The sequence below is a fragment of the Shewanella sp. SR1 genome, assembly GCF_020447145.1.
GTDB lineage: Bacteria > Pseudomonadota > Gammaproteobacteria > Enterobacterales > Shewanellaceae > Shewanella > Shewanella baltica.
The window spans coordinates 1-19,630 of record NZ_JAJAEF010000028.1 but is presented as its reverse complement, the minus strand read 5'-3'; the positions used below and the strand labels follow the sequence as shown (position 1 = coordinate 19,630).

18 protein-coding genes are annotated in these 19,630 nt (G+C 43.6%); 11 read left to right on the top strand and 7 right to left on the bottom strand.

Annotation, left to right across the window (positions count from 1 at the left end; translation table 11 throughout):
- Window positions 1-50 precede the first annotated feature (50 nt).
- The gene (gene gntU, locus KV201_RS19250) at window positions 51-1,394 is read right to left on the bottom strand and encodes a gluconate transporter (protein WP_006083518.1); all 1,344 of its coding nucleotides are present in this window, start codon (window positions 1,392-1,394) and stop codon (window positions 51-53) included.
- An 85-nt stretch (window positions 1,395-1,479) separates the two neighbouring features.
- Between gntU and KV201_RS19245 the strand changes: the two genes are divergently transcribed.
- Window positions 1,480-2,040: a gluconokinase gene (locus KV201_RS19245; protein ID WP_226060245.1), complete on the top strand. Its 561-nt coding sequence runs from the start codon at window positions 1,480-1,482 to the stop codon at window positions 2,038-2,040.
- 459 nt (window positions 2,041-2,499) lie between these two features.
- Here the strand turns inward: KV201_RS19245 and KV201_RS19240 are convergent, their stop codons facing one another.
- The 4 genes from KV201_RS19240 to speFL form a co-directional block, all read right to left on the bottom strand.
- Complete coding sequence (locus KV201_RS19240; RefSeq protein WP_226060244.1) at window positions 2,500-3,654, bottom strand: porin; 1,155 nt, start codon at window positions 3,652-3,654, stop codon at window positions 2,500-2,502.
- Window positions 3,655-3,772: 118 nt separating this feature from the next.
- Entirely contained in the window at window positions 3,773-5,092 is a 1,320-nt protein-coding gene (potE, locus tag KV201_RS19235) for a putrescine-ornithine antiporter (RefSeq protein WP_006084479.1), read from the bottom strand.
- 86 nt (window positions 5,093-5,178) lie between these two features.
- Window positions 5,179-7,341 (bottom strand): ornithine decarboxylase SpeF, encoded by a 2,163-nt coding sequence (gene speF / locus KV201_RS19230; protein WP_011848112.1) that lies wholly within the window; start codon window positions 7,339-7,341, stop codon window positions 5,179-5,181.
- 321 nt (window positions 7,342-7,662) lie between these two features.
- Window positions 7,663-7,746, bottom strand: coding sequence for a leader peptide SpeFL (gene speFL / locus KV201_RS22670; protein WP_224022194.1), 84 nt, complete (start codon window positions 7,744-7,746; stop codon window positions 7,663-7,665).
- Between the two features lie 504 nt (window positions 7,747-8,250).
- Between speFL and KV201_RS19220 the strand changes: the two genes are divergently transcribed.
- The 9 genes from KV201_RS19220 (at window position 8,251) to KV201_RS19180 (ending at window position 17,006) form a co-directional block, all read left to right on the top strand.
- Complete coding sequence (locus KV201_RS19220) at window positions 8,251-8,790, top strand: YbhB/YbcL family Raf kinase inhibitor-like protein (protein ID WP_226060243.1); 540 nt, start codon at window positions 8,251-8,253, stop codon at window positions 8,788-8,790.
- 24 nt (window positions 8,791-8,814) lie between these two features.
- Entirely contained in the window at window positions 8,815-9,573 is a 759-nt protein-coding gene (locus KV201_RS19215; RefSeq protein WP_126493040.1) for an AraC family transcriptional regulator, read from the top strand.
- Window positions 9,574-9,622: 49 nt separating this feature from the next.
- On the top strand, window positions 9,623-9,973 hold the full coding sequence (locus KV201_RS19210) for a YkvA family protein (RefSeq protein WP_006083509.1): 351 nt from the start codon (window positions 9,623-9,625) through the stop codon (window positions 9,971-9,973).
- A gap of 193 nt (window positions 9,974-10,166) precedes the next feature.
- A complete protein-coding gene (locus KV201_RS19205; protein ID WP_226060242.1) occupies window positions 10,167-11,564 on the top strand; it encodes a hypothetical protein in 1,398 nt (465 codons plus the stop codon).
- Window positions 11,565-11,566: 2 nt separating this feature from the next.
- A complete protein-coding gene (locus tag KV201_RS19200) occupies window positions 11,567-12,604 on the top strand; it encodes an acyltransferase (RefSeq protein ID WP_106649133.1) in 1,038 nt (345 codons plus the stop codon).
- Window positions 12,605-12,698: 94 nt separating this feature from the next.
- The gene (locus KV201_RS19195; RefSeq protein WP_226060241.1) at window positions 12,699-13,304 is read left to right on the top strand and encodes a hypothetical protein; all 606 of its coding nucleotides are present in this window, start codon (window positions 12,699-12,701) and stop codon (window positions 13,302-13,304) included.
- 284 nt (window positions 13,305-13,588) lie between these two features.
- Window positions 13,589-14,137: a TnsA endonuclease N-terminal domain-containing protein gene (locus KV201_RS19190; RefSeq protein WP_226060240.1), complete on the top strand. Its 549-nt coding sequence runs from the start codon at window positions 13,589-13,591 to the stop codon at window positions 14,135-14,137.
- Window positions 14,134-15,987, top strand: a complete 1,854-nt coding sequence (locus KV201_RS19185; RefSeq protein WP_226060239.1) for a Mu transposase C-terminal domain-containing protein — start codon at window positions 14,134-14,136, stop codon at window positions 15,985-15,987. The genes KV201_RS19190 and KV201_RS19185 overlap by 4 nt, the downstream gene beginning before the upstream one ends.
- On the top strand, window positions 15,984-17,006 hold the full coding sequence (locus KV201_RS19180) for a TniB family NTP-binding protein (protein WP_226060238.1): 1,023 nt from the start codon (window positions 15,984-15,986) through the stop codon (window positions 17,004-17,006). Before KV201_RS19185 ends, KV201_RS19180 begins: the two co-directional genes overlap by 4 nt.
- Here KV201_RS19180 and KV201_RS19175 read toward each other — a convergent pair.
- Together KV201_RS19175 and KV201_RS19170 are read right to left on the bottom strand one after the other, a co-directional pair.
- On the bottom strand, window positions 16,988-18,400 hold the full coding sequence (locus KV201_RS19175; RefSeq protein ID WP_226060236.1) for a DEAD/DEAH box helicase family protein: 1,413 nt from the start codon (window positions 18,398-18,400) through the stop codon (window positions 16,988-16,990). The two genes, KV201_RS19180 and KV201_RS19175, sit on opposite strands and share 19 nt — an antisense overlap.
- A 2-nt stretch (window positions 18,401-18,402) precedes the next feature.
- Entirely contained in the window at window positions 18,403-18,924 is a 522-nt protein-coding gene (locus KV201_RS19170; RefSeq protein ID WP_012588894.1) for a hypothetical protein, read from the bottom strand.
- Window positions 18,925-19,155: 231 nt separating this feature from the next.
- Here KV201_RS19170 and KV201_RS19165 point away from each other — a divergent pair, with 231 nt between their 5' ends.
- Window positions 19,156-19,455: a helix-turn-helix domain-containing protein gene (locus KV201_RS19165; protein ID WP_226060272.1), complete on the top strand. Its 300-nt coding sequence runs from the start codon at window positions 19,156-19,158 to the stop codon at window positions 19,453-19,455.
- The last annotated feature ends 175 nt before the right edge of the window (window positions 19,456-19,630 follow it).

Here is a 19,630-nt window from a genome sequence, read left to right as displayed (position 1 = left end):
CGCTTAACGGCTAATGCCTAATGTCTAATGTTTTTGATCACTGGCTAGCGTTAGAGAAATGCAGAGATGATGACTGCAACTATGCCGCCCGTCGTGCCAATAATGGTCTCCATTACCGTCCAGGTTTGCAGCGTTTGTTTTTCTGACAATCCAAGAAAACGGTTAGCGAGCCAGAAGCCTGAGTCATTAACGTGCGAGAGCACAATCGAACCACCGCCAATGGCAATCGTAATCGCCGCCAATTGAGCACCATCTAAGTTCAATGGCTCAAGTATCGGGATGATAAGGCCGCAAGCCGTTAACATAGCCACGGTTGCCGACCCTTGGATCACGCGCACCGACGCCGACAAAATAAATGCCAGTATCACAATCGGTAATCCCGAACCTGCCAGCATATTCCCTAACGCATCGCCGACACCCGAATCAATCAGCACTTGCTTGAACACGCCGCCAGCACCGGTGACGAGAATAATAACCCCCGCAGGTTGGAGCGCACTGCTGCAGATTTCCATGATGCGGTCATTGGGAATATTACGTCTCACGCCCAGCACATAGAATGCGATTAAACAGGCCAGCAAAATGGCGGTGAAGGGATGACCTATCAAGGCGAGCCAATTATGCAGATCGGATTTTTCATCAATAAAGCGCGACACCACCGTCTTCAAACCGATAAGCAGCAGTGGAAAAATCACAATACTGATTGATAGCGCGAATGAGGGGATAGGTCCACCTTCTCGTTCACCTTTTTCTTGCTGCTCGTGGGCTGGTAGCTCAACATGGACTTTTTGCGAGATGAGACTGGCAAAGAGTGGACCGCCTAGAATCATCGCCGGAATCGATGCCAGCAGACCAAAGACTATCATGTAGCCAAAGTCGGCATTGAGCTGTGAAGCGACCAAAATAGGCCCAGGTGCAGGGATAAGAAACGCCTGACAGGTAGCAATACCCGCGAGCAGTGAAATACCAATTTTAACGACGCTGCCGCCCCCTTTACGAACCACGGCAAAGGCGATGCCAATCAGCAGCACCACAGCAACGTCGAAGAAGAGGGGTAGCGCACAGATAAAGCCAGTAAAGGTCATCGCCCAGTGGGCTTTGTCGTTACCAAATTTATTCAGCAGTGTATGGGCTATCTGATCTAGTGCACCAGTCTCTTCCATGACGCGACCAAACATCGCCCCCAAAGCGACCACCACCGCCACAAAGCCAAGTGTTCCCCCCATACCTTGTTGAATAGTATTGGTGATATCGGCTGGGTTCATGCCGGAGAAAAGGCCAGCAATGATCGACACCAGTATCAGTGATACCACTGCATGTAATCTCACTTTCATCACTAAGAACAGTAGCAGGGCGATTGAACCCAGCGCTGTCAGAATCAATGACATATCAGACATAAGAGGACTTTTCCTTGTTAGTTAAGTTGTCCACATTTTTGTAGGTTACCGGTAACATGTTACCCGTAATATGATAGAGTGGGAAGTGACTAAATTCGAGAATTGGCATGAGGTTAACAAAGTGACTGAGAGAAAAAAAGGCAATAGCTATGTGTTCATGGGCGTCTCTAGTTGTGGCAAATCTTCGATTGGTGCTGCGGTCGCAAAGGCGTTAGAGACGAAATTTATCGATGGTGATGATCTGCATCCTAGAGCCAATATTATCAAGATGAAATCTGGCTCACCGCTTAACGATAGCGATCGCGCTCCTTGGCTTGAGCGCATCAACGATGCTGTGTATAGCATTGAACAAAAAGGTGAACAGGGGGTGATTGTCTGCTCTGCGCTGCGTCGTCAGTATCGTGACTTAATCCGTCAGAACAACAGTAAGCTGGTGTTTATTCATCTATATGGTGATTTTGAATTAGTCAAAGAACGCATGTTTGCCAGAAAAGCCCACTTTATGCCGATTGAACTACTCAAGAGTCAGTTCGACACGCTGGAGATGCCTGCGACCGATGAAGCTGACGTTATCCAAGTGAGCATAGATGGCACTTTCGAAGAGGTGGTACAGCGCTGTATTCAGGCGATAAATGGCGAAGCATAAGCATAAGTTGGTTATTGGAACTTAACGCGAGGCTTGTCTGCTTTATCATGATGTTGCAGATTAGCCTTTAAAGCGAAGGGGTAGCTGAACGACAGTCGTCGGTATTAATAAGTGCCGCCGAAGGTCGAAGCAAATCTGGAGCTAGCCGCTCGACATTGAAAAAAACCACTCCAGAAATTGACTTGGAGTGGCGTAGAGATAATGGTAAGCCTGCGGTACCATCCAATGAGTGTTACGGCGAGCGTTTGTAGACGAAACGTGCGCCGCACCTCAGCCTCAAATAAGCTCACGCATATGAGCGATGACGCGAGCTGCCTGTCCTGCAAAACATGGTTAATTGAACATGTGATTAAAACAGCCACTGAAGACTGTTACTTAAAATAGTCTCGCTATATATGACCAAGGAATGCCAAAGTTGAATGAGCGCTTTAGCCACCTTGGTTAATATCCCCTTGAGCCTTAAAAGAAGTAATTAATCCCGACTGCGAAGCTGTTGTCTTCCTGCGCTTCAAGTACGGCATCATCCATATCACTGAAATCTAGCTTCATTTCGGCAAACATCACGGTATCGTTGCTATAGCGATAGTGCAGTCCCAGCATGGCAAATTGGCGGGTCCATTTACCTTGGATAGGCGTAGTTGCATCAGTGTCTAAATCTAAATAACTGAGCACGACCATAGGCACAAAACCGTTGTCGAATTGATAGGCTGTCATCAACTCGGCACCAGTGGCGTCGTAGAGATCACCATTGACCAGTTCATTACTCTTACTTTGGTGAGCGTTAAAACCCACATAAAGACCGCTGGCTTCGCGTCCTTCGGCATAGTGGTAGTAGTCACCATACATGACACCAATACCGATGATTTCATTGGTTTCATCGACTTGGGTATTACCTAAGTGGCCTTCAAAATCACCGCGGTTAAAGCCTGCGAGTAGCTTGAATTTGTCGGTTGCCGCATAGGTGATACTGGCGCCGTAACTGCTGTCGAAACTCAGCTCAGAGTTATTCATCTCGCTGCCGTCATCATTTTTTAAGCTGACATCGCCATTGGTTTTGGCGGCATATTGCAGGGCGATTTGCACAGGGCCGACACTATTGCGGTAAATAAAGGCGGAGTCGGCACGGCCAGTGCCTGTGAGGCCGCCATCGCCAAAGGTGTAAGCGCCAACGCTGTAACCTGCGAAAACGTTAGGTAAATCTGTGGTGCCGGCGACATCGTAATAGGCGCCCCATTGTTTACCAAAGCTCAAACTCCCCCAGACATCGTGGGACATGCCGACATAACCTAAGCGGTTATAGAGAAAATCATCGGTCTTTTCGGCAGCGAGTTTGCCCCCTTGCATCACTAGGCCATCGTCGCTGGAGACCATATTGATCCCCCATTCTGTGGTGGCGAAGGCGGTCCAGCCGTTTCTCTCACTGCGCTCGAAGCTAAATCTTAAGCGTGATGAATCGTCGATAACCGAGGTATCGTGGCTGTCATTCAGGGCGGCAAACCCCAACCAACCGGTTAAATCTAATGTATTTTTTTGATCTTTATAAAGCTCAACCGCCTGACTGCTGGTGGCCGTTAATAGCATAGGTAACACTAAGGCGAGACAAGTCTTATTCATAAATCCCCCGATAATGAGCAAGTATTCTCCAGGGGATCATAGGCTTGGCCTATGATCCCTGAGTAACCGTTCTTTTAGATGGTGTGATTAATCGTTTTCGATAATGCGCTAGCCGGATTTAGGCTGGACGCGTATCGGCAACGGGTGCTTTGTTTGAGATCACGCCGAAGATAGTCCAACCGAAGAAGGTGGCCATGGCGCCAAGCATTACTGCGGTTTCGCCTGAGCTATACAGGGCATAGAAGCTATATAAGGCACCGATCACGGCAATCACGTTGGCAATACGGGCTTTATTAACCGGTACTTTTTGCTGTCTTTGCATTATGCCAAGGGCGGCCATCGATAGTATGTAAGGCACAATGTTGGTGACGACGGCGAGGTTAACGAGTGCTTCGAACTGTTTGCTCAGTGATGGGCTAATAGTCATCAGAGATAAAACGGTTTGAATACAAACGATAATGGTCATACCCCAAATTGGCGCATCGGCTTTACTGACTTTAGAGAAGATTTTAGGGAAGAATCCTTCATCGGCAGAGGCTTTAAACACTTGGGCAATAGTGAACTGCCAACCTAGCAGCGAGCCAGTACAAGAGATAATGGCACAGGCCATCACGATTTTACCGACCACAGGGTTAAACATTTGCGCGAAGGCTAAACCGAAGGGCGCGTTCGACATAGCAAGTTCGGCGTTTGGCACAATACCGGCAATGACGTTAGTAGAGACGATATAAATTACTGCTGCACCTAAAGTACCGCCCATTACTGCGATAGGGACGTTTTTCTCTGGATTATCGACGGCTTCGGAGTTGGCACAGGCCGATTCTAAACCAAGGAATGCCCACAAAGTCATCGCGATAGAACCGCCTAACGCTTTGAAGAATGGCATATCATGCGGGTTCCATGCGCCTTTGTAGAGGTCGATGTCGAACCAGAACCAACCAATTAACGACACGCCAATCACGGGCAGAATAATCCCCCACACAGTCACGCTACTTACGCGACCTGTGATACGGGCACCACCGAAGTTAGCAATCGTTGCCAGCCAAAGTACGCCAATGGTTGCAAGACAAATGGCCATTGGGCTTAGGTTTACATCAAGCAGCACGGCGGCATAACCCACGGCCGAGATCGCAATGGCGACGTTGGCGATGAGCAGCGAAACGGCATAGGTGTAGTTAGCCATAAAGTTGCCAGATCGGCCGAAGGCATATTCGGCATAACCGCCCATACCACCGGATTTCTTACTGAACATACCGCACTTGGCAAAGGCGTAGGCGAGAGCAGTTGAACCCGCCGCTGTGACTAACCAAGATAAAATCGAAATAGTACCGACTTGAGCTAATTGGGTTGGCAGCATAATAATGCCCGAACCCATCATGTTGACTATGGTGATAATAGTTAATTGGACGACGCCAATTTTATTTTCTGATTTACTCATACTAATAACCTAATGTAGGTGACTTATTATAGGGAGTATGAAATTGACTGCAGAGCGGGGTTAATAAACTCTGCAGTCAGTCTTCATTATTTATTTAGTACATAGCCCATTGCTTGAATTTTGCCGTCAGGAGTGTTTTCGAGATAAACACCTTGTAGTTCTGGCGAGAATCCAGGTAATAAGTTGATACCTTCTTCGAGAGCTTGGAAATAACGTTGAACAGAGCCACCCCATATTTCACCTGGTACCATACATAGCACACCTGGTGGATAAGGAAGTGCGCCTTCTGCGGCAATTCTTCCCTCAATTTGTGATAGTGGGACTAATTCGACTTTGCCACGAATAAACTCTAGGTTTGCTTCCTGTGGATCCATGACTTTGGTTGGGAAATGCGCTTTACGGAACATTTCTTTCTGCAGTTGTTTTACATCATGGCTGACATAAAGATTGTGCATTTCTTGGCAAAGTTGGCGGATGGTATAGTCTTGATAACGCGCTTTATTCGCGTTATAGACGTTAGGTAAAACTTCAGATAATGGCGCATCTTCATCGACTAATTTCTCGAATCGAGATATTTGCGAGACCAGATGTTGCATCTTGGCCATATCTTCCGCAGGCGTCATCAGGAATAAAATCGAATTTAAGTCGCACTTCTCAGGAATAATATTATTTTCCCGTAAGAAGTTAGCCAAAATAGTTGCTGGAATACCAAAGTCGGTATATTTACCGGTTTCTACATCTATGCCTGGTGTTGTTAATAAGAACTTACAAGGGTCAACAAAGTATTGGCCTTTGTCATAACCTTCGAAGGAGTGCCATTTCTGACCGGGTTCGAATTCGAAGAAGCGTAAGTCATCGGCCATTTGCTCTGTTTCATAGTCTTGCCATAGGCGGCCATCTATCATGGTTGGCACGAATGGCTTGATATATTTACACTTTTTCAGCAGTAGCTTACGTGCTTCGATGCCGGCTTTTACCGCTTCGCGCCACAGGTAACGACCGCTTGCGCCTTCATGCATTTTCGCGTTCACATCTAGCGCCGCAAATAGAGGATAGAAGGGGCTGGTAGAAGCATGCATCATAAAGGCGTTGTTGAAACGTTTATGGTTGCAATATCTATCTTGGCCTTTGATATGTTTATCTTTTTTATGGATTTGCGATGTTTGCGAGAAGCCCGCCTGCTGTTTATGCACCGACTGAGTCACGATAATGCCAGGATCTTCAGCGGTCAGTTCGAGCAAGAGTGGCGAGCAGTCATTCATCATAGGGATGAACTGTTCGTAACCGACCCAAGCCGAGTCAAATAAGACGTAATCACACAGATGACCAATTTTATCAATTACTTGGCGAGCATTGTAGATGGTGCCGTCATAGGTGCCGAGTTGGATTATCGCTAAACGGAAGGGGCGTTTTTCATCGGCTCTTTCTGGGGCGACTTCGCGAATTTGATCTCTTAAATAGGACTCTTGGAAGCAATGAGCGTCGATGCCACCAATAAATCCGAAGGGATTACGTGCGGTTTCTAAATAAACGGGTGTTGCACCAGCTTGGATTAACGCGCCATGGTGGTTTGATTTGTGGTTATTACGGTCGAATAATACCAGGTCACCTTTAGCTAACAGCGCATTGGTGGCCACTTTATTTGAAGATGAAGTCCCGTTAAGTACAAAGTAGGTTTTATCGGCATTAAAGACTTTGGCAGCATATTTCTGCGCTGCCAGTGGCGCGCCTTCATGGATCAATAAATCACCTAATTTGACGTCGGCATTACACATATCGGCGCGGAAAATCGTTTCGCCAAAAAAGTCGAAGAACTGACGACCCACAGGATGCTTACGGAAGAATTGTCCGCCTTGGTGACCTGGGCAAGCAAAGGTAGAATTACCCATTTCAACGTACTTTTTCAGTGTGCCGAAGAAAGGAGGTAATAGCGCTTGCTCATATTTATCTACCGCAGTTTCAACCTGTTTTCCGTAGAAGTCAGTGTTATCGCCGCAGAGTTCAAATACCCCAGTAATAGATGAGCAAACATCGTCTGGGAAAGTTTCTTCGCAGCAAACTGAAACGAAAATCGGTAGTTTCAATCCGGTGTTTTTAATCTTTTCAACAATACCATTTCTAACATCATCAACAGAGACTACAGCCGCGCCCACATCGCAAAAATCTGTGGTTAATACATTGACGACTTCTCTGTCGATATCGAAACAAGATCTAACAGATAAGCTAGCGGCTACTTTTAATGATTTCATAGTTAATTTCCCTTTTACTTTTTAAAAAATAGATACAAGTGTGCCTATACCTAATTAAAAACATTAATGGCATAAAAATTAGATATAGCTATTCCGTGCGCAGATTAGGTGTGGTTATGCCAATGTCGCGAAATAAATAAAAGTTAAAATATATTTATTGGGCGTGCAAATAGCTTAGCCGCAGTAAAACTGCACTGATAAAAGAATGCTTTGATAGTGACGCAAGTTAATAAACCAAAAAAAGACAGTACATTAAGTGTTTGCAAAAATTAGAGCAATAGCACTTTAGACCTGTTCGTTGGCCTACTACCTGCGCTGAGATTAGCGGAGGAAGATAAAGGAGTGATCGAAATAGTCACGTTGACTAGGCATCATGATATGCCGCGTGCGCCGGATATGCGCCATGATTTTAGATTTCCTCTTCATATACGACTCCATTATGACTTAGAGAAAATAGTTAGGTTTTTATTACGGAATGAAGTTTATATGTGAGTTATAAATAAAATCATGACCTATGTCTTACTTTTTAATATTCAGCGCTTAAATTTAACTTATTTAATCGATATTAAACTGAGTCAATCATACTTAAGTATCTTTATCTAAATTATGAAAGTAAATATTGTCAGTGTTATTTAAATAATTATTTTTGCATAAAACATCTTATTCTTTTTTTTCTGATTTTAATTAAAGGGCTGTAGTAATAAGCTTCTTGATTTATACCGTACGACGAACTTGCATGGTTATGCATAAATTATCTTTACAAAATCACATGCATGCTGAAAGATTGCAAAAATGACAGTTTTTTTCTCACATTTGAGCATTTGGGGCAGAAAGTTGCCGTTTTAGGGCAGATGTGATCTTTTGGATTGACGTAGATTAGTCAGGTCGAAACATCAATGGGAGATAGACATGAATAAATGGTGGCTAGGGGCGAGTTTAGTATTGGGCTTATTTGGACAGGCACATGCTATGACGTTAACGAGCAAAGATATGAGCGAGGGCAATAAACTCACATCGCAATTAGTATTTAATGGTTTCGGTTGCCAAGGTGACAACATTTCGCCGCAACTGACTTGGACTGACATACCTGCGGGGACGAAAGCGTTTGCGGTGACGGCTTATGATCCTGATGCGCCAACTGGCAGCGGTTGGTGGCACTGGGCGGTATATAACTTACCCGTAGCGCAAACATCATTGGCGCAGGGCGCGGGCTCGCATGCCGATGCACTGCCCAAAGGCGCTATTGCTTTGAAGAACGACTTCGGCACCACAGACTTTGGTGGCGCTTGTCCGCCCGAAGGTCATGGCGTACACAGGTATGAATTCACTGTGTGGGCATTGCCCAGTGCATTAGATCTGCCAAAGGACGCTAGCCCTGCATTATTAGGCTTTATGCTCAGAGCACAAGCCTTAGGTAGCGCCAAGTTGACTGCGGTATATAACCGATAATCCATTGATAATTAGGCTGGTGTCATGATCCGTTTGTTTGAATATGATTCGAAGCAGGCACAATCTTTATCTCAAGTACCTGTGCATCAGCCGTCGATTATTCGGGTTATCCATGGGGAAAAGTCTTTACTCTGGCAAGATGAATCCGTTTTGGTGGGCCAAGGTCAGTTACTGTTAATTCCTGCGGGTTCGCATATCAGCTTTGTGAATCGGCCTTTTCTTGGGCGCTATCGGGCGGTACAGTTATTACTCCCCCACGATTTGCCCCAAGGCATTTTATCGAGCACGGCCGATTGGCGCGATCCTATGCCAGTCCAAAACGTATCGCGCGCGGTGGACTTAGCTTGGAATGCGTTATTACAGAGTTTGAGCTTGTCGCTGGCTGATTCTGTTCAGCTGCATTATCTGGCTGCGTTACTGCTCAGTTTGCCTGATAAACGCAGTGTGAACTGGTTGTATGGCCACACGCAACGCAGCGTGACTCAAGCGGCCTTAGCTTTGATGAGCGTGAGTCCTTCGGCGCCATGGCAGCAGGAGGAGATTGCCGACAAGTTACACATGAGCACGGCCAGCCTTAGGCGTAAATTGGCGTTAGAAGACACCAGTTTTAGGCAGTTGTTAGTCGAAGTCCGGCTGAGCCATGGTTTGGCCATGCTGCAACACTCGGGCGAGCCATTACTACAAGTGGCCTTAGCCTGTGGTTATCAATCGGCGGAAAAGTTTTCCTTACGTTTTAAGCAACAATTTGGCCTGACCCCTGCGGCTTATCGTCGTACACTGTGAGGAGGAATAGATTGATACTCAAACAATCTCAAGCTGCAGGAGCGATATAATGGCGGATGAGCAATTTACCGACAGCGGATTTTGGAACAAGGTTAAACTCTTTAGCCGTCAGGCGGGCAGGGAAGTGATCGAGCGTGCCCTGTGGCTTTATTATGCGGCGCAGCAGCCGAATACGCCTAAATGGGCCAAGTCTGTCATCTTCGGTGCCTTGGCGTATTTTATTTCTCCCTTAGATGCGATCCCCGATCTCACACCTTTAGTGGGTTTTACCGACGATTTAGGGGCGCTTGCCGCCGCTTTGACTATGGTGACCTTATATATTGATGACGAAGTCAAATCCCTCGCGGCGGATAAACTGGCACTCTGGTTTGGCGATAAACCGACGGAACCTAAGGTTTAAGCCTAATGTGCTCGCCAAGACCTAAGTGATGCTAAATTGCGCTAAAAATATGATTTTATTAGGAGTCGTTGATTTGGTTTTACCTTAGCTTTTTTAAGGGAAAAATATTTTTTTGCAAACGTTTCACTATTGCTTGATTGCGCTATATGCTAGCGCTGTTTTGTAAACCCCTTGTGTTTGTTTAGGCAGATAAATGAAAAATATTATGGTAGTGATCCTATGGCTTTTAGGTGTCTCTGCCGCTACCCCCGCGTTTGCCGATGAGGCCTCTCCGGAACAACTCGCCCGTCTTTACCTCGATTTTATGGCGCAGAATAGTCGCCAGAGCGAAGCTCTGTGGCCGGGTTTTCGCCTCGAAGATAAAGTGCACCTCTTTAGTTATGGCGGCAACGTTTGGCTACGTCAGCCAGGCGGTGAAATCATCCAAGATAACAGCGTCTTAGAGTCAGTCAACCTGCAGTCTGGTTTGTCTGTTAATTTCGGTTTTCCGCAATATCAAGGTCAGCCTGGGGTATTAATCCAACTCGAAGCGCCGAACATCCAATTTACTGCCGACACTAAGCCCACTGATTTAGCTTTTTTAATCTGGGCCAGTAATGGTCTGCATGAAGCTTTTCACTTTTATGCGCAATCCGAATGGCGAGTTTTAGAAGAGGGCAGGCGTTACGAGGGCGAAGTGTTTCCGCTCAGCCTCGATGCCCGTTATTACCGTTTACAGTTGTTTGATGCCTTAATGGCGGCGCTGGCACAACCCGAGCAGCAGTCATTACACTTGAGCCATGCGGCCTACTGGTTACAGCAATGGCGTCAAATTGCGCCGAACGAGGATAGAGTCGGTTACATCAACGACCTCGTCGAAGGCAGCGCTAAGTATGTGGAACTGGCTGCTGGCGCACGTATCTTGAGCCAAAATCAAACCTTACTCGGTTATCAGCAAATACTGACCCAATATGTGCACGACTATTACCAGCAGAGGAAAATGTTGGGTGGTTGGACGGCGGAGGCGGAAAACATCGGTGCTCTGGCGGGCATATTGTTGGATAGCACTCAAGACCCTTACGTGTGGAAAGAGTCTGTCATGTCGGGCATGTTACCGCTAGATTTACTGTTAAATCGCGTGAAACCAGTGCAGCCGGTGGAAAGAAAAGATAATAAACAGAAGAAGCCGTTACAGGAAATGCTGGCGTATTATCCCGCCACTCAAGCGAAATTGTCGCAGCTATTATTGAATGCGCAGGACGTTAGAGTACCGTTATTGGTGATGCCGAGCGTCAGTGATAGCAGTAGTTTTATTGATGTGGGTGATGTGCGTTCTGGTTTTTATGTTGTGCCGTACCAAGATGAAATGACGCAAGCCTATCTAGGGATGAGCGCGCAATTTAGTAACTTGTCAGTGAGTGGCAGTCCATTACTCGATGTTCCTGTACAAAATTATTGTGAGGGCATTGAGGCTGCAACTCTGTTACCTTTGGCATTCCCCTTTCAGCGTGAGGGTCAGTATCTGGTATTCAATGAAGCAGAAGTCCATGGAACTATTAGGGTTTCTGCGAGTGTTGTTGATGGAAGAACCCTCTACTGTGCGATGAATTAATAATGAGAAAAAATCAGCTCGAATTTACCTACATGCGTGGCATTGCGATTATCTTTATCGTGCTTGGCCACAGTATTTACAACTCTGGAGAAGGTTTCCCGCTGTTATTGGAAAACCTATTACGCGGTGGCACGGCCTTATTCGTGTTTATCTCAGGGTACTTTTTCCATCGTATTTTTTATAAGGATTTCGACTATAGCAAGTTCATGAAGAACAAAGTACAGAACGTACTTTATCCTTTTTTAGTCGTGTCTCTGATCGGTTTATTCTGTTTGTGTTTACGCTGGATTTTTATGGAGCACCAGTCGCTCGATAAACTCTTGCTGAGTATTTTTTACACCATACGTAACGGTTATATCCTGTATCCGCATTGGTATATTCCATTCATCATGGCGGTATTTCTATTTTCGCCAATATTTTTGTGGTTTATCCGTTGCTCACAGCAGATGCGTTGGACGCTATTTGTGCTGAGTTGTGTAGTGGCTATTCTGCTGCATAGACCCATAGGTAACGTCAATTTCATCCACTCAGTGGTGTATTTTATGCCTTTCTATTTGATTGGTATTTTATATTCGCAAGATGAACATATTGTGACGCGCTTTGGTTCTATCTTTACTGCCCTCGCGATGATTTTTTTAGTGGTGAGCTTAGTCGAGCAAACTTACATAGTGCAGCATATTGGTAACTACCATAAGGCTCCGTTTGAATATAACGGCATCGATTGGCAGTTTATTCAAAAACTCTGTTTATGTGTGTTAGTGCTGAATTTCTGCGAATGGTTGTCGGGGCGCAGTCGATTGCCTTGGTTAGTGGAAGTGGCTGAGATGAGTTTTGCGATTTTCTTTATTCATCCGCTGTTCGACATGATGTTTAACGCCACCGCGACCTTAATGCGTTACCGTTTACCGCCGGGATCTTGGATCACTAGCGTGCTCTTCTCCGCGGGGATTTTTATCTTCCTGATGATGGGAAGTATTATTACGGCTCGCTTTATCAAGAAGCGTCTCGGTAATCGTTCGCGTACTTATATCGGCTGGTAATCACTTGGCTTATCGTCACTAACACTAGGGAAAATTCAGTTTGAATTTATTTCCTAGTGTTAGGGTGTTTTTCATCTAAAAAATGGAGAACAAGATGAAGTCCAGAATTGCCCTACAGAGTCTCGCGCTCGCCAGTTTGTCTTCGATTGCCTTACCATCCATAGCGGCTCAAGCTGAGCCCTTATCCACTGAGACGCAGCATACTTTCTTTGCGCAAATTGCCGTCCGTTGCGGCCAAGCCTTTGCGGGCAAAGTAGTTTCGGGTGACACTGCGGACTCGGCCTTTAGCGGTAAGTCTTTAGTTATGCACGTGCGCGAATGCAGCGACACTGAGCTTAAGATCCCGTTCCATGTGGGTGATGACCATTCACGTACTTGGGTGCTAACTAAAACGCAGCAAGGGCTTAAGTTGAAACACGACCATCGCCATCAAGATGGCAGCGAAGATGCTGTGACTATGTATGGCGGCGATACCATGAATGACGGGACAGTGCTGAAACAATCGTTCCCCATTGATAGGGAATCTATCGATAACTTCGTTAAGAATGGGCTAACCCAGTCGATCACGAATGTGTGGCACATGGAAATTACGCCAACAACGTTTAGTTATCAACTCACGCGCGAAAACCGCGATTTCAAAGTCGATTTTGATCTCACTCAACCCGTCGCATTACCGCCAAAACCTTGGGGGCATGAGTAGTTGTCGCTGAACCCATACATTGACATAACGTACCCATAGCTTGACAAATTTAACTCATTTAATGACATAAAAATGGCTTTTGTAATTACAATACAGAAGCTATTTTATTTAATATCAGTATTTTGGCTTTCAAATAACCCATAGTTTGACAAATATTTGTATCCCAGTACAATAAATGTACATTATTTGTGCGAATTTAACTCATGTACATAAGAAGCTTACGCAAACCATCACCGAACAAAAACGTATTTAAATTCGCTAGCGCAAAAGTTAGCGAAACGATAATGTGTGAAAGTTCATTGGAGTTTGATGCGTGCTTTCATCATGAATACAATGATTGTATAGAGGTGTTTGGTAGCCAGCCTGAAGGGTTCTATTACGCTTTTGAGGGCAAAAGATTGCCCTATACTCCTGATGCGATAATTCAGTTTTTTGATGGGACAGTAAAGTTCCATGAATATAAACCTTATAGCAAAACATTCGATCCAATCTTTAGGGCTAGATTTCTAGCAAAGAAAGCGGCTGCTCAGTCTTTAGGTGCAGATCTTATCTTGGTCACTGAACGTCAAATCCGTGTAAACCCGATTCTAAATAATCTTAAAATTTTGCATCGATATTCGGGAGTTTACGGCTTGAGCGACATTCAAGTTGAACTGCTCAATCTTATAAAAAAAACAGGGAAAATTAGTGTTAACGATGTGGCTGCAAAGCAATCATTAGCATTAGGGGAAATCCGTTCACACTTGTATTCCCTTATGCATAAAGGATTGGTTAAGGCGAACTTAAGCCAGGATGATCTTGGTTGTAATCCAGCGGTATGGTGCATTGAATGATGGATTTTGAGGATGAATTTAGTGAGTCTGAATTAGTTAAAAAACCAGATACCCCCATTCAATATGTGAAGTTAGAAGATACAGCATTAGTCAAAAGAGACTTAGATACCTTCCCTGAATTTTTAAGAGACAATGCGTTAAACAAATATCAACTCATTGTCTTCATAGACAAAAAAATTTCTGGTGGATGGACTCAAAAAAATCTAGATCCAATTCTTGATGTTCTTTTTACTACGGCCATGGACAAGCGGCCTAACTGGCGAACGTTAGTCCGTTGGCGTAAAAGCTACATTGAAAGTGATGGTGACCTTGCATCATTAGTCGTTAAGCGACACAAAATGGGTAATAGAACGAGTCGAGTTAAGGGGGATGAAGCATTTTTTGAGCAAGCCCTAACTCGTTTTTTAGATGCTAAAAGGCCTAAAGTATCTACAGCATATCAGTACTATAAAGATGCCATCACAATTGAAAATGAAAACATTGTTGATGGACAAATTCCTATCATTTCTTATAAAAGCTTTAGCCAAAGAATAAAGTCATTACCTCCTTATCCTGTTGCAGTGGCGCGGCATGGTAAATTTAAAGCAGATCAATGGTTTGCTTATTGCTCTTCCCATATTCCCCCAACGCGAATATTAGAGCGGGTAGAAATCGATCACACTCCACTAGATCTAATTCTGATTGACGATGAATTATCTATCCCAATTGGCAGACCTTATTTAACTTTGATTGTTGATGTTTTCAGCGGTTGTGTTTTGGGGTTTCACTTAAGCTATCGGTCGCCTTCATATGTTTCAGCTGCCAAGGCAATCGTACATGCAATAAAACCTAAATCACTTGAAGGTCTTGATATAGAGCTTCAAAATGAGTGGCCTTGCTATGGTAAATTTGAAAACCTAGTTGTGGATAATGGAGCTGAATTTTGGTCGAAAAGTTTAGAGCATGCCTGTAAAGAGGCAGGAATAAACATTCAATATAACCCAGTTCGTAAACCTTGGTTAAAGCCTTTTGTAGAACGTTTTTTCGGGATGATTAACGAATGCTTTTTAGCCGAAATGCCAGGTAAAACCTTCTCGAATATCCTAGCAAAAGAAGACTATAAACCGGAAAAAGACGCTATTATGCGCTTTTCTACTTTTGTTGAAGAATTCCATCGCTGGGTTGTTGATATTTATCATCAAGATTCAGACTCACGTGAAACACAAATTCCTATAAAACAGTGGCAGCGTGGCTTTGATATTTACCCGCCACTAAAGATGAGTGCAGAGGACGAACAACGGTTTACTGTGCTGATGGGTATTTCAGATGAGCGAACATTAACCAGAAATGGTTTTAAATTTGAAGAGTTAATGTATGACTCTACTGCTTTGGCCGATTACAGAAAGCATTACCCACAAACCAAAGAAACCATCAAAAAAATCATTAAAGTCGACCCTGACGATCTATCGAGTATCCATGTTTACCTCGAAGAATTAGGCGGTTATCTTAAAGTCCCCTGTACTGATAATAGTGATTATACCCACGGTTTGAGCCTTCATGAGCATAAAATGATCAAGAAAATTAATCGTGAGATTATTCGGGAAGGGAAGGATGATTTGGGATTAGCTAAAGCGCGTATGGCTATTCATGCTCGAGTTAAACAAGAGCAAGAAGCATTTATAGCATCCAAAACCAAAGCAAAAATTACAGCGGTTAAGAAACAGGCTCAGTTGGCTGATGTGAGTAGCACAGGCCAAAATACGATAAAAATGAAAAGTGATGATCAGAGCTTACTTTTACCTAGTAAATCAGCAGCTAAACAAATCCATATTTTCGAAAACTGGGACGACGATTTAGAGGCTTTTGAATGAAGACATTAAGTCCTACTCAAATTGAACAACTGGGTAAATTTAGCGACTGTATTGTCATGCATCCTCAATTGATAACCATTTTCAATGATTTTGATGAACTAAGGTTTAATCGAACTTTTCAATCAGATCAGCAATGTATGCTCTTAACGGGAGATACCGGAGTAGGCAAAAGCCATCTAATTAACCACTATAAAAAACAAGTATTAGCTAGCCAGAAATACGGACGTGAATTTATACCAGTTCTAGTTAGCCGTATATCTAGTGGCAAAGGATTAGATGCAACACTAACTCAGATGTTGATGGATCTTGAACTGTTTGGAAGCCATCAAAGAAAGAAGCATGGCTATGCCACTGACTTGAGGAAAAAACTGGTCGATAACTTGGTTAAAGCCAAAGTTGAGCTGCTTATCATTAATGAGTTTCAAGAATTAATCGAGTTCAAAACAGTTCAAGAGAGACAGCTGATTGCAAATGCGTTCAAGTATATAAGTGAAGAAGCCAGAGTTCCTATTGTGTTAGTCGGTATGCCTTGGGCCGAACAAATTGCAGAAGAACCACAGTGGTCATCTCGCTTAGTGAGAAGAAGAAAACTTGAATATTTTAGTCTTCAAAAAGACAGCAAGTATTACCGCCAATATCTGATGGGTTTAGCTAAGTACATGCCCTTTGAGGAGCCTCCCAAGCTGGAAGACAAGCATGTGGCAATTCCCTTATTTGCAGCCTGTAGAGGTGAAAATAGGATTCTAAAACACTTTCTTTTAGAAGCATTGAAGAATGCGCTACTCGCAGGTGCTAACACGCTAGAAAATCAACATTTTGCGGACGCTTATACAACACTTTTCAATCGAACATCAGGGACTGTCTCAAATAATCCATTTACTCAACCAATAGAGGATATTCTGATTTCTGAAGTTTTTGAGCATTCTAGGTATAACTCAAATGCAATGTCAGCAGAAGAAATGCTGATTGCTAGAGTATTTTCTAAACCACAAACCTTAGCTCAGCTACTGAGTAAATAATTATCAAACATTCTGACGATTTGCTCTTTATATGAACCTAGCAATGCCAAATTGTAAGAGTTCTCTTCGTCAATGGCGGACTTATGTGAAGCGCTAGCATGTCCATTAGTATTGGATAATGAAAAACCTGACAGATCCACATGTAACTCATTACCTATATTCCCTTGAGTAGCTTCATTTGATGTTAATTGCGGTAACTCTATGTCTAAATCCTGTGAGCCAGTCTGCTCGATAACCACAGATTGCTCCGGTAAATCTTGGTCAATTCTATAAGCAAACTCTGTCAGGCTTGTTTCTGCTAACGTAAATAACCAAGCTTGTTGAGCCTCATTTGAATTAACCCTTAATATTCGACCTAGGACTTGTCGGTAATGCATTTCAGTTTTTATTCGGCTCAAATGACAACATACTTGCAGCCGAGGGATATCAGTACCTTCAGAAATCATCCCCACACTAACAATCCACTGGGTGTGACTTTGTCGAAATCCATCAATAATACAGGAAGGATTCTTTGAGCTAGATGTCACGATGCACGCACTTTGTTTAAGATCAGAGACAAGTATTTGGAGTAATCGTTTAGCATGTTTAATTGACGCCGCAACAACTAAACCGCCGGCATTCGGGTTACTGAGGCGTATTTCAGCTAATTTTTTAACGCTTTGATTCAACATATAATGCATTATTTGATGATGATTTATTAACGCTTGATAACTATATCTTGGGCCTAACAAGAGCTCAGCTATAGATGCAAATGTCTCAATCTCTTGATCAATTTCTAGTTTGATTTTGTTGTTATCAATTAAAACGATATTAGGCTGACGACAGACGTTATCCGCAATTGCCTGCTTTAATCCATAGCTAAAATCACAGTGGATTGTATTATCTGGTTCAGTGAATCGTGAAAGCACTATAGGGGCCTTATCTGAGCGCCAAGGTGTACCAGAAAGCGCTAACGTATATGCCGCATTATATTGAATATTTAGTAGTACCTCTTCTCCCCATGCATTGGCATTACTAAGAAGATTGCCCTTTAGATGATGAACTTCATCCATGATCACAAACACTTTATGCGTTCGTAATAGCTGCCAAAACGCCTCAGTTAAGGAGGGCATGAACTGATAGGTATAGACACTACCAATGGCACCCATTAGCCCGTCAAATCGCTTATTCAGACGCTTTGAAAAGGTTGAGCGAATGCTGTCATTCACCTCTGATGATGGAGAGAAGCACAGCACAAAATCAATTTTCCCCATAGCAATCAGTCTTGCAGCTAGTTCTGCAGCCATAATAGTTTTACCAGCACCTGGCGTGGCTAAACACATAAAGTGACTTTGAGTTTGATATCGTGCCAACGCCGCATCAACGCATTGGCTTTGCCATTGTCTTAACTTCACCGTCATAGTCCTTTGAGGTCGTTAAGGCATGACTCTACAGCTTTAATCTTCCCCATCAATGTTGAACTTTGATTACGAGCATTCATGTATCTGGGATAAAGCCTGGGTTTCGAATTGGGGATCTCTTCAATGAGACGTTTAAACTCTTCCGCTTCCCCAATGTATCCAAGTAAATCAACTTGATATTGGTTGAGTGTAGCCTTAAGGCGTGTTAGTTCTTGTGAGTTTGAAGACGTGATAGCTATTGCTTTGACTCGCGCGTTGCTGGGTACTAGCTGTGATTTATCGAACAGTGCTGTTTTATAATAAACGTGCTTATTCCCCTGGTTTCTTTTCTCCAAAAATCCAACATTGACCAGCTTTGCACAAGCACGACGCACCAGTTGATCTATATCTTTTGACGATACTGAAGAATTTGCCTCTATTATCAAGTTTTTTATCTGAGTAATAGTGAATTTTTCAAGCTCTACGGCAATGATAATACTAAACAAAATTTCATTGATACGAATTAATTTTATAGCCACGGTTTTTACCAATAGTTTTTAATTTCAATGCTTAACGAGCCACTCCATGACATTTTGTTACGCTTAAATCAACAGAGTCTTCATTGATAGGTAACTTGATATTACTTAGCTCAGATTAAATCTTGACAACAAGCCCTAAAAAGCTAAGGATTCCTTAGTATACCTCAAGTGAAAAAACTAAGACAATCTGAGCATCAAAGGACAAATCATGTTGAAGCTGTGGCAGATAAAATCATCAATCCATTACCTATTAGACTTAAACAAGCCCGCATTGCTAAGGGAATTAGTCAAAAACAACTGGGTATTCAGCTAGGTATGGAGGTTGGTAGCGCCAGTGCGCGTATGAATCAGTATGAGAAAGGCAAGCACACGCCTGACTACAAGACCTTAAAGGCCATGGCCCATGAGCTAGGTGTGCCTGTGGCGTATTTTTTTTGTGAGTCAGAAAGCACAGCAGAGTTACTGTGCTTGCTTGAAAAGATGACTGAGGAAGAAAAAGCTGCACTAGTGCATCAAATTAAAGGTGATTAATCACTAATGCCCTTTAGTATAAAATCCCTCTAATGTTCGTTCTCCTGATTCCCCACCTGCCGTATGTAGTGGTCAAGTAAAATTGGCCACGGTTTTAGAGTCATTCCAATATAAACGTTCTGACTCATTTGGCGTTAACCCACCATTATATTGATGGGGTCTGGTCTCACTGTAA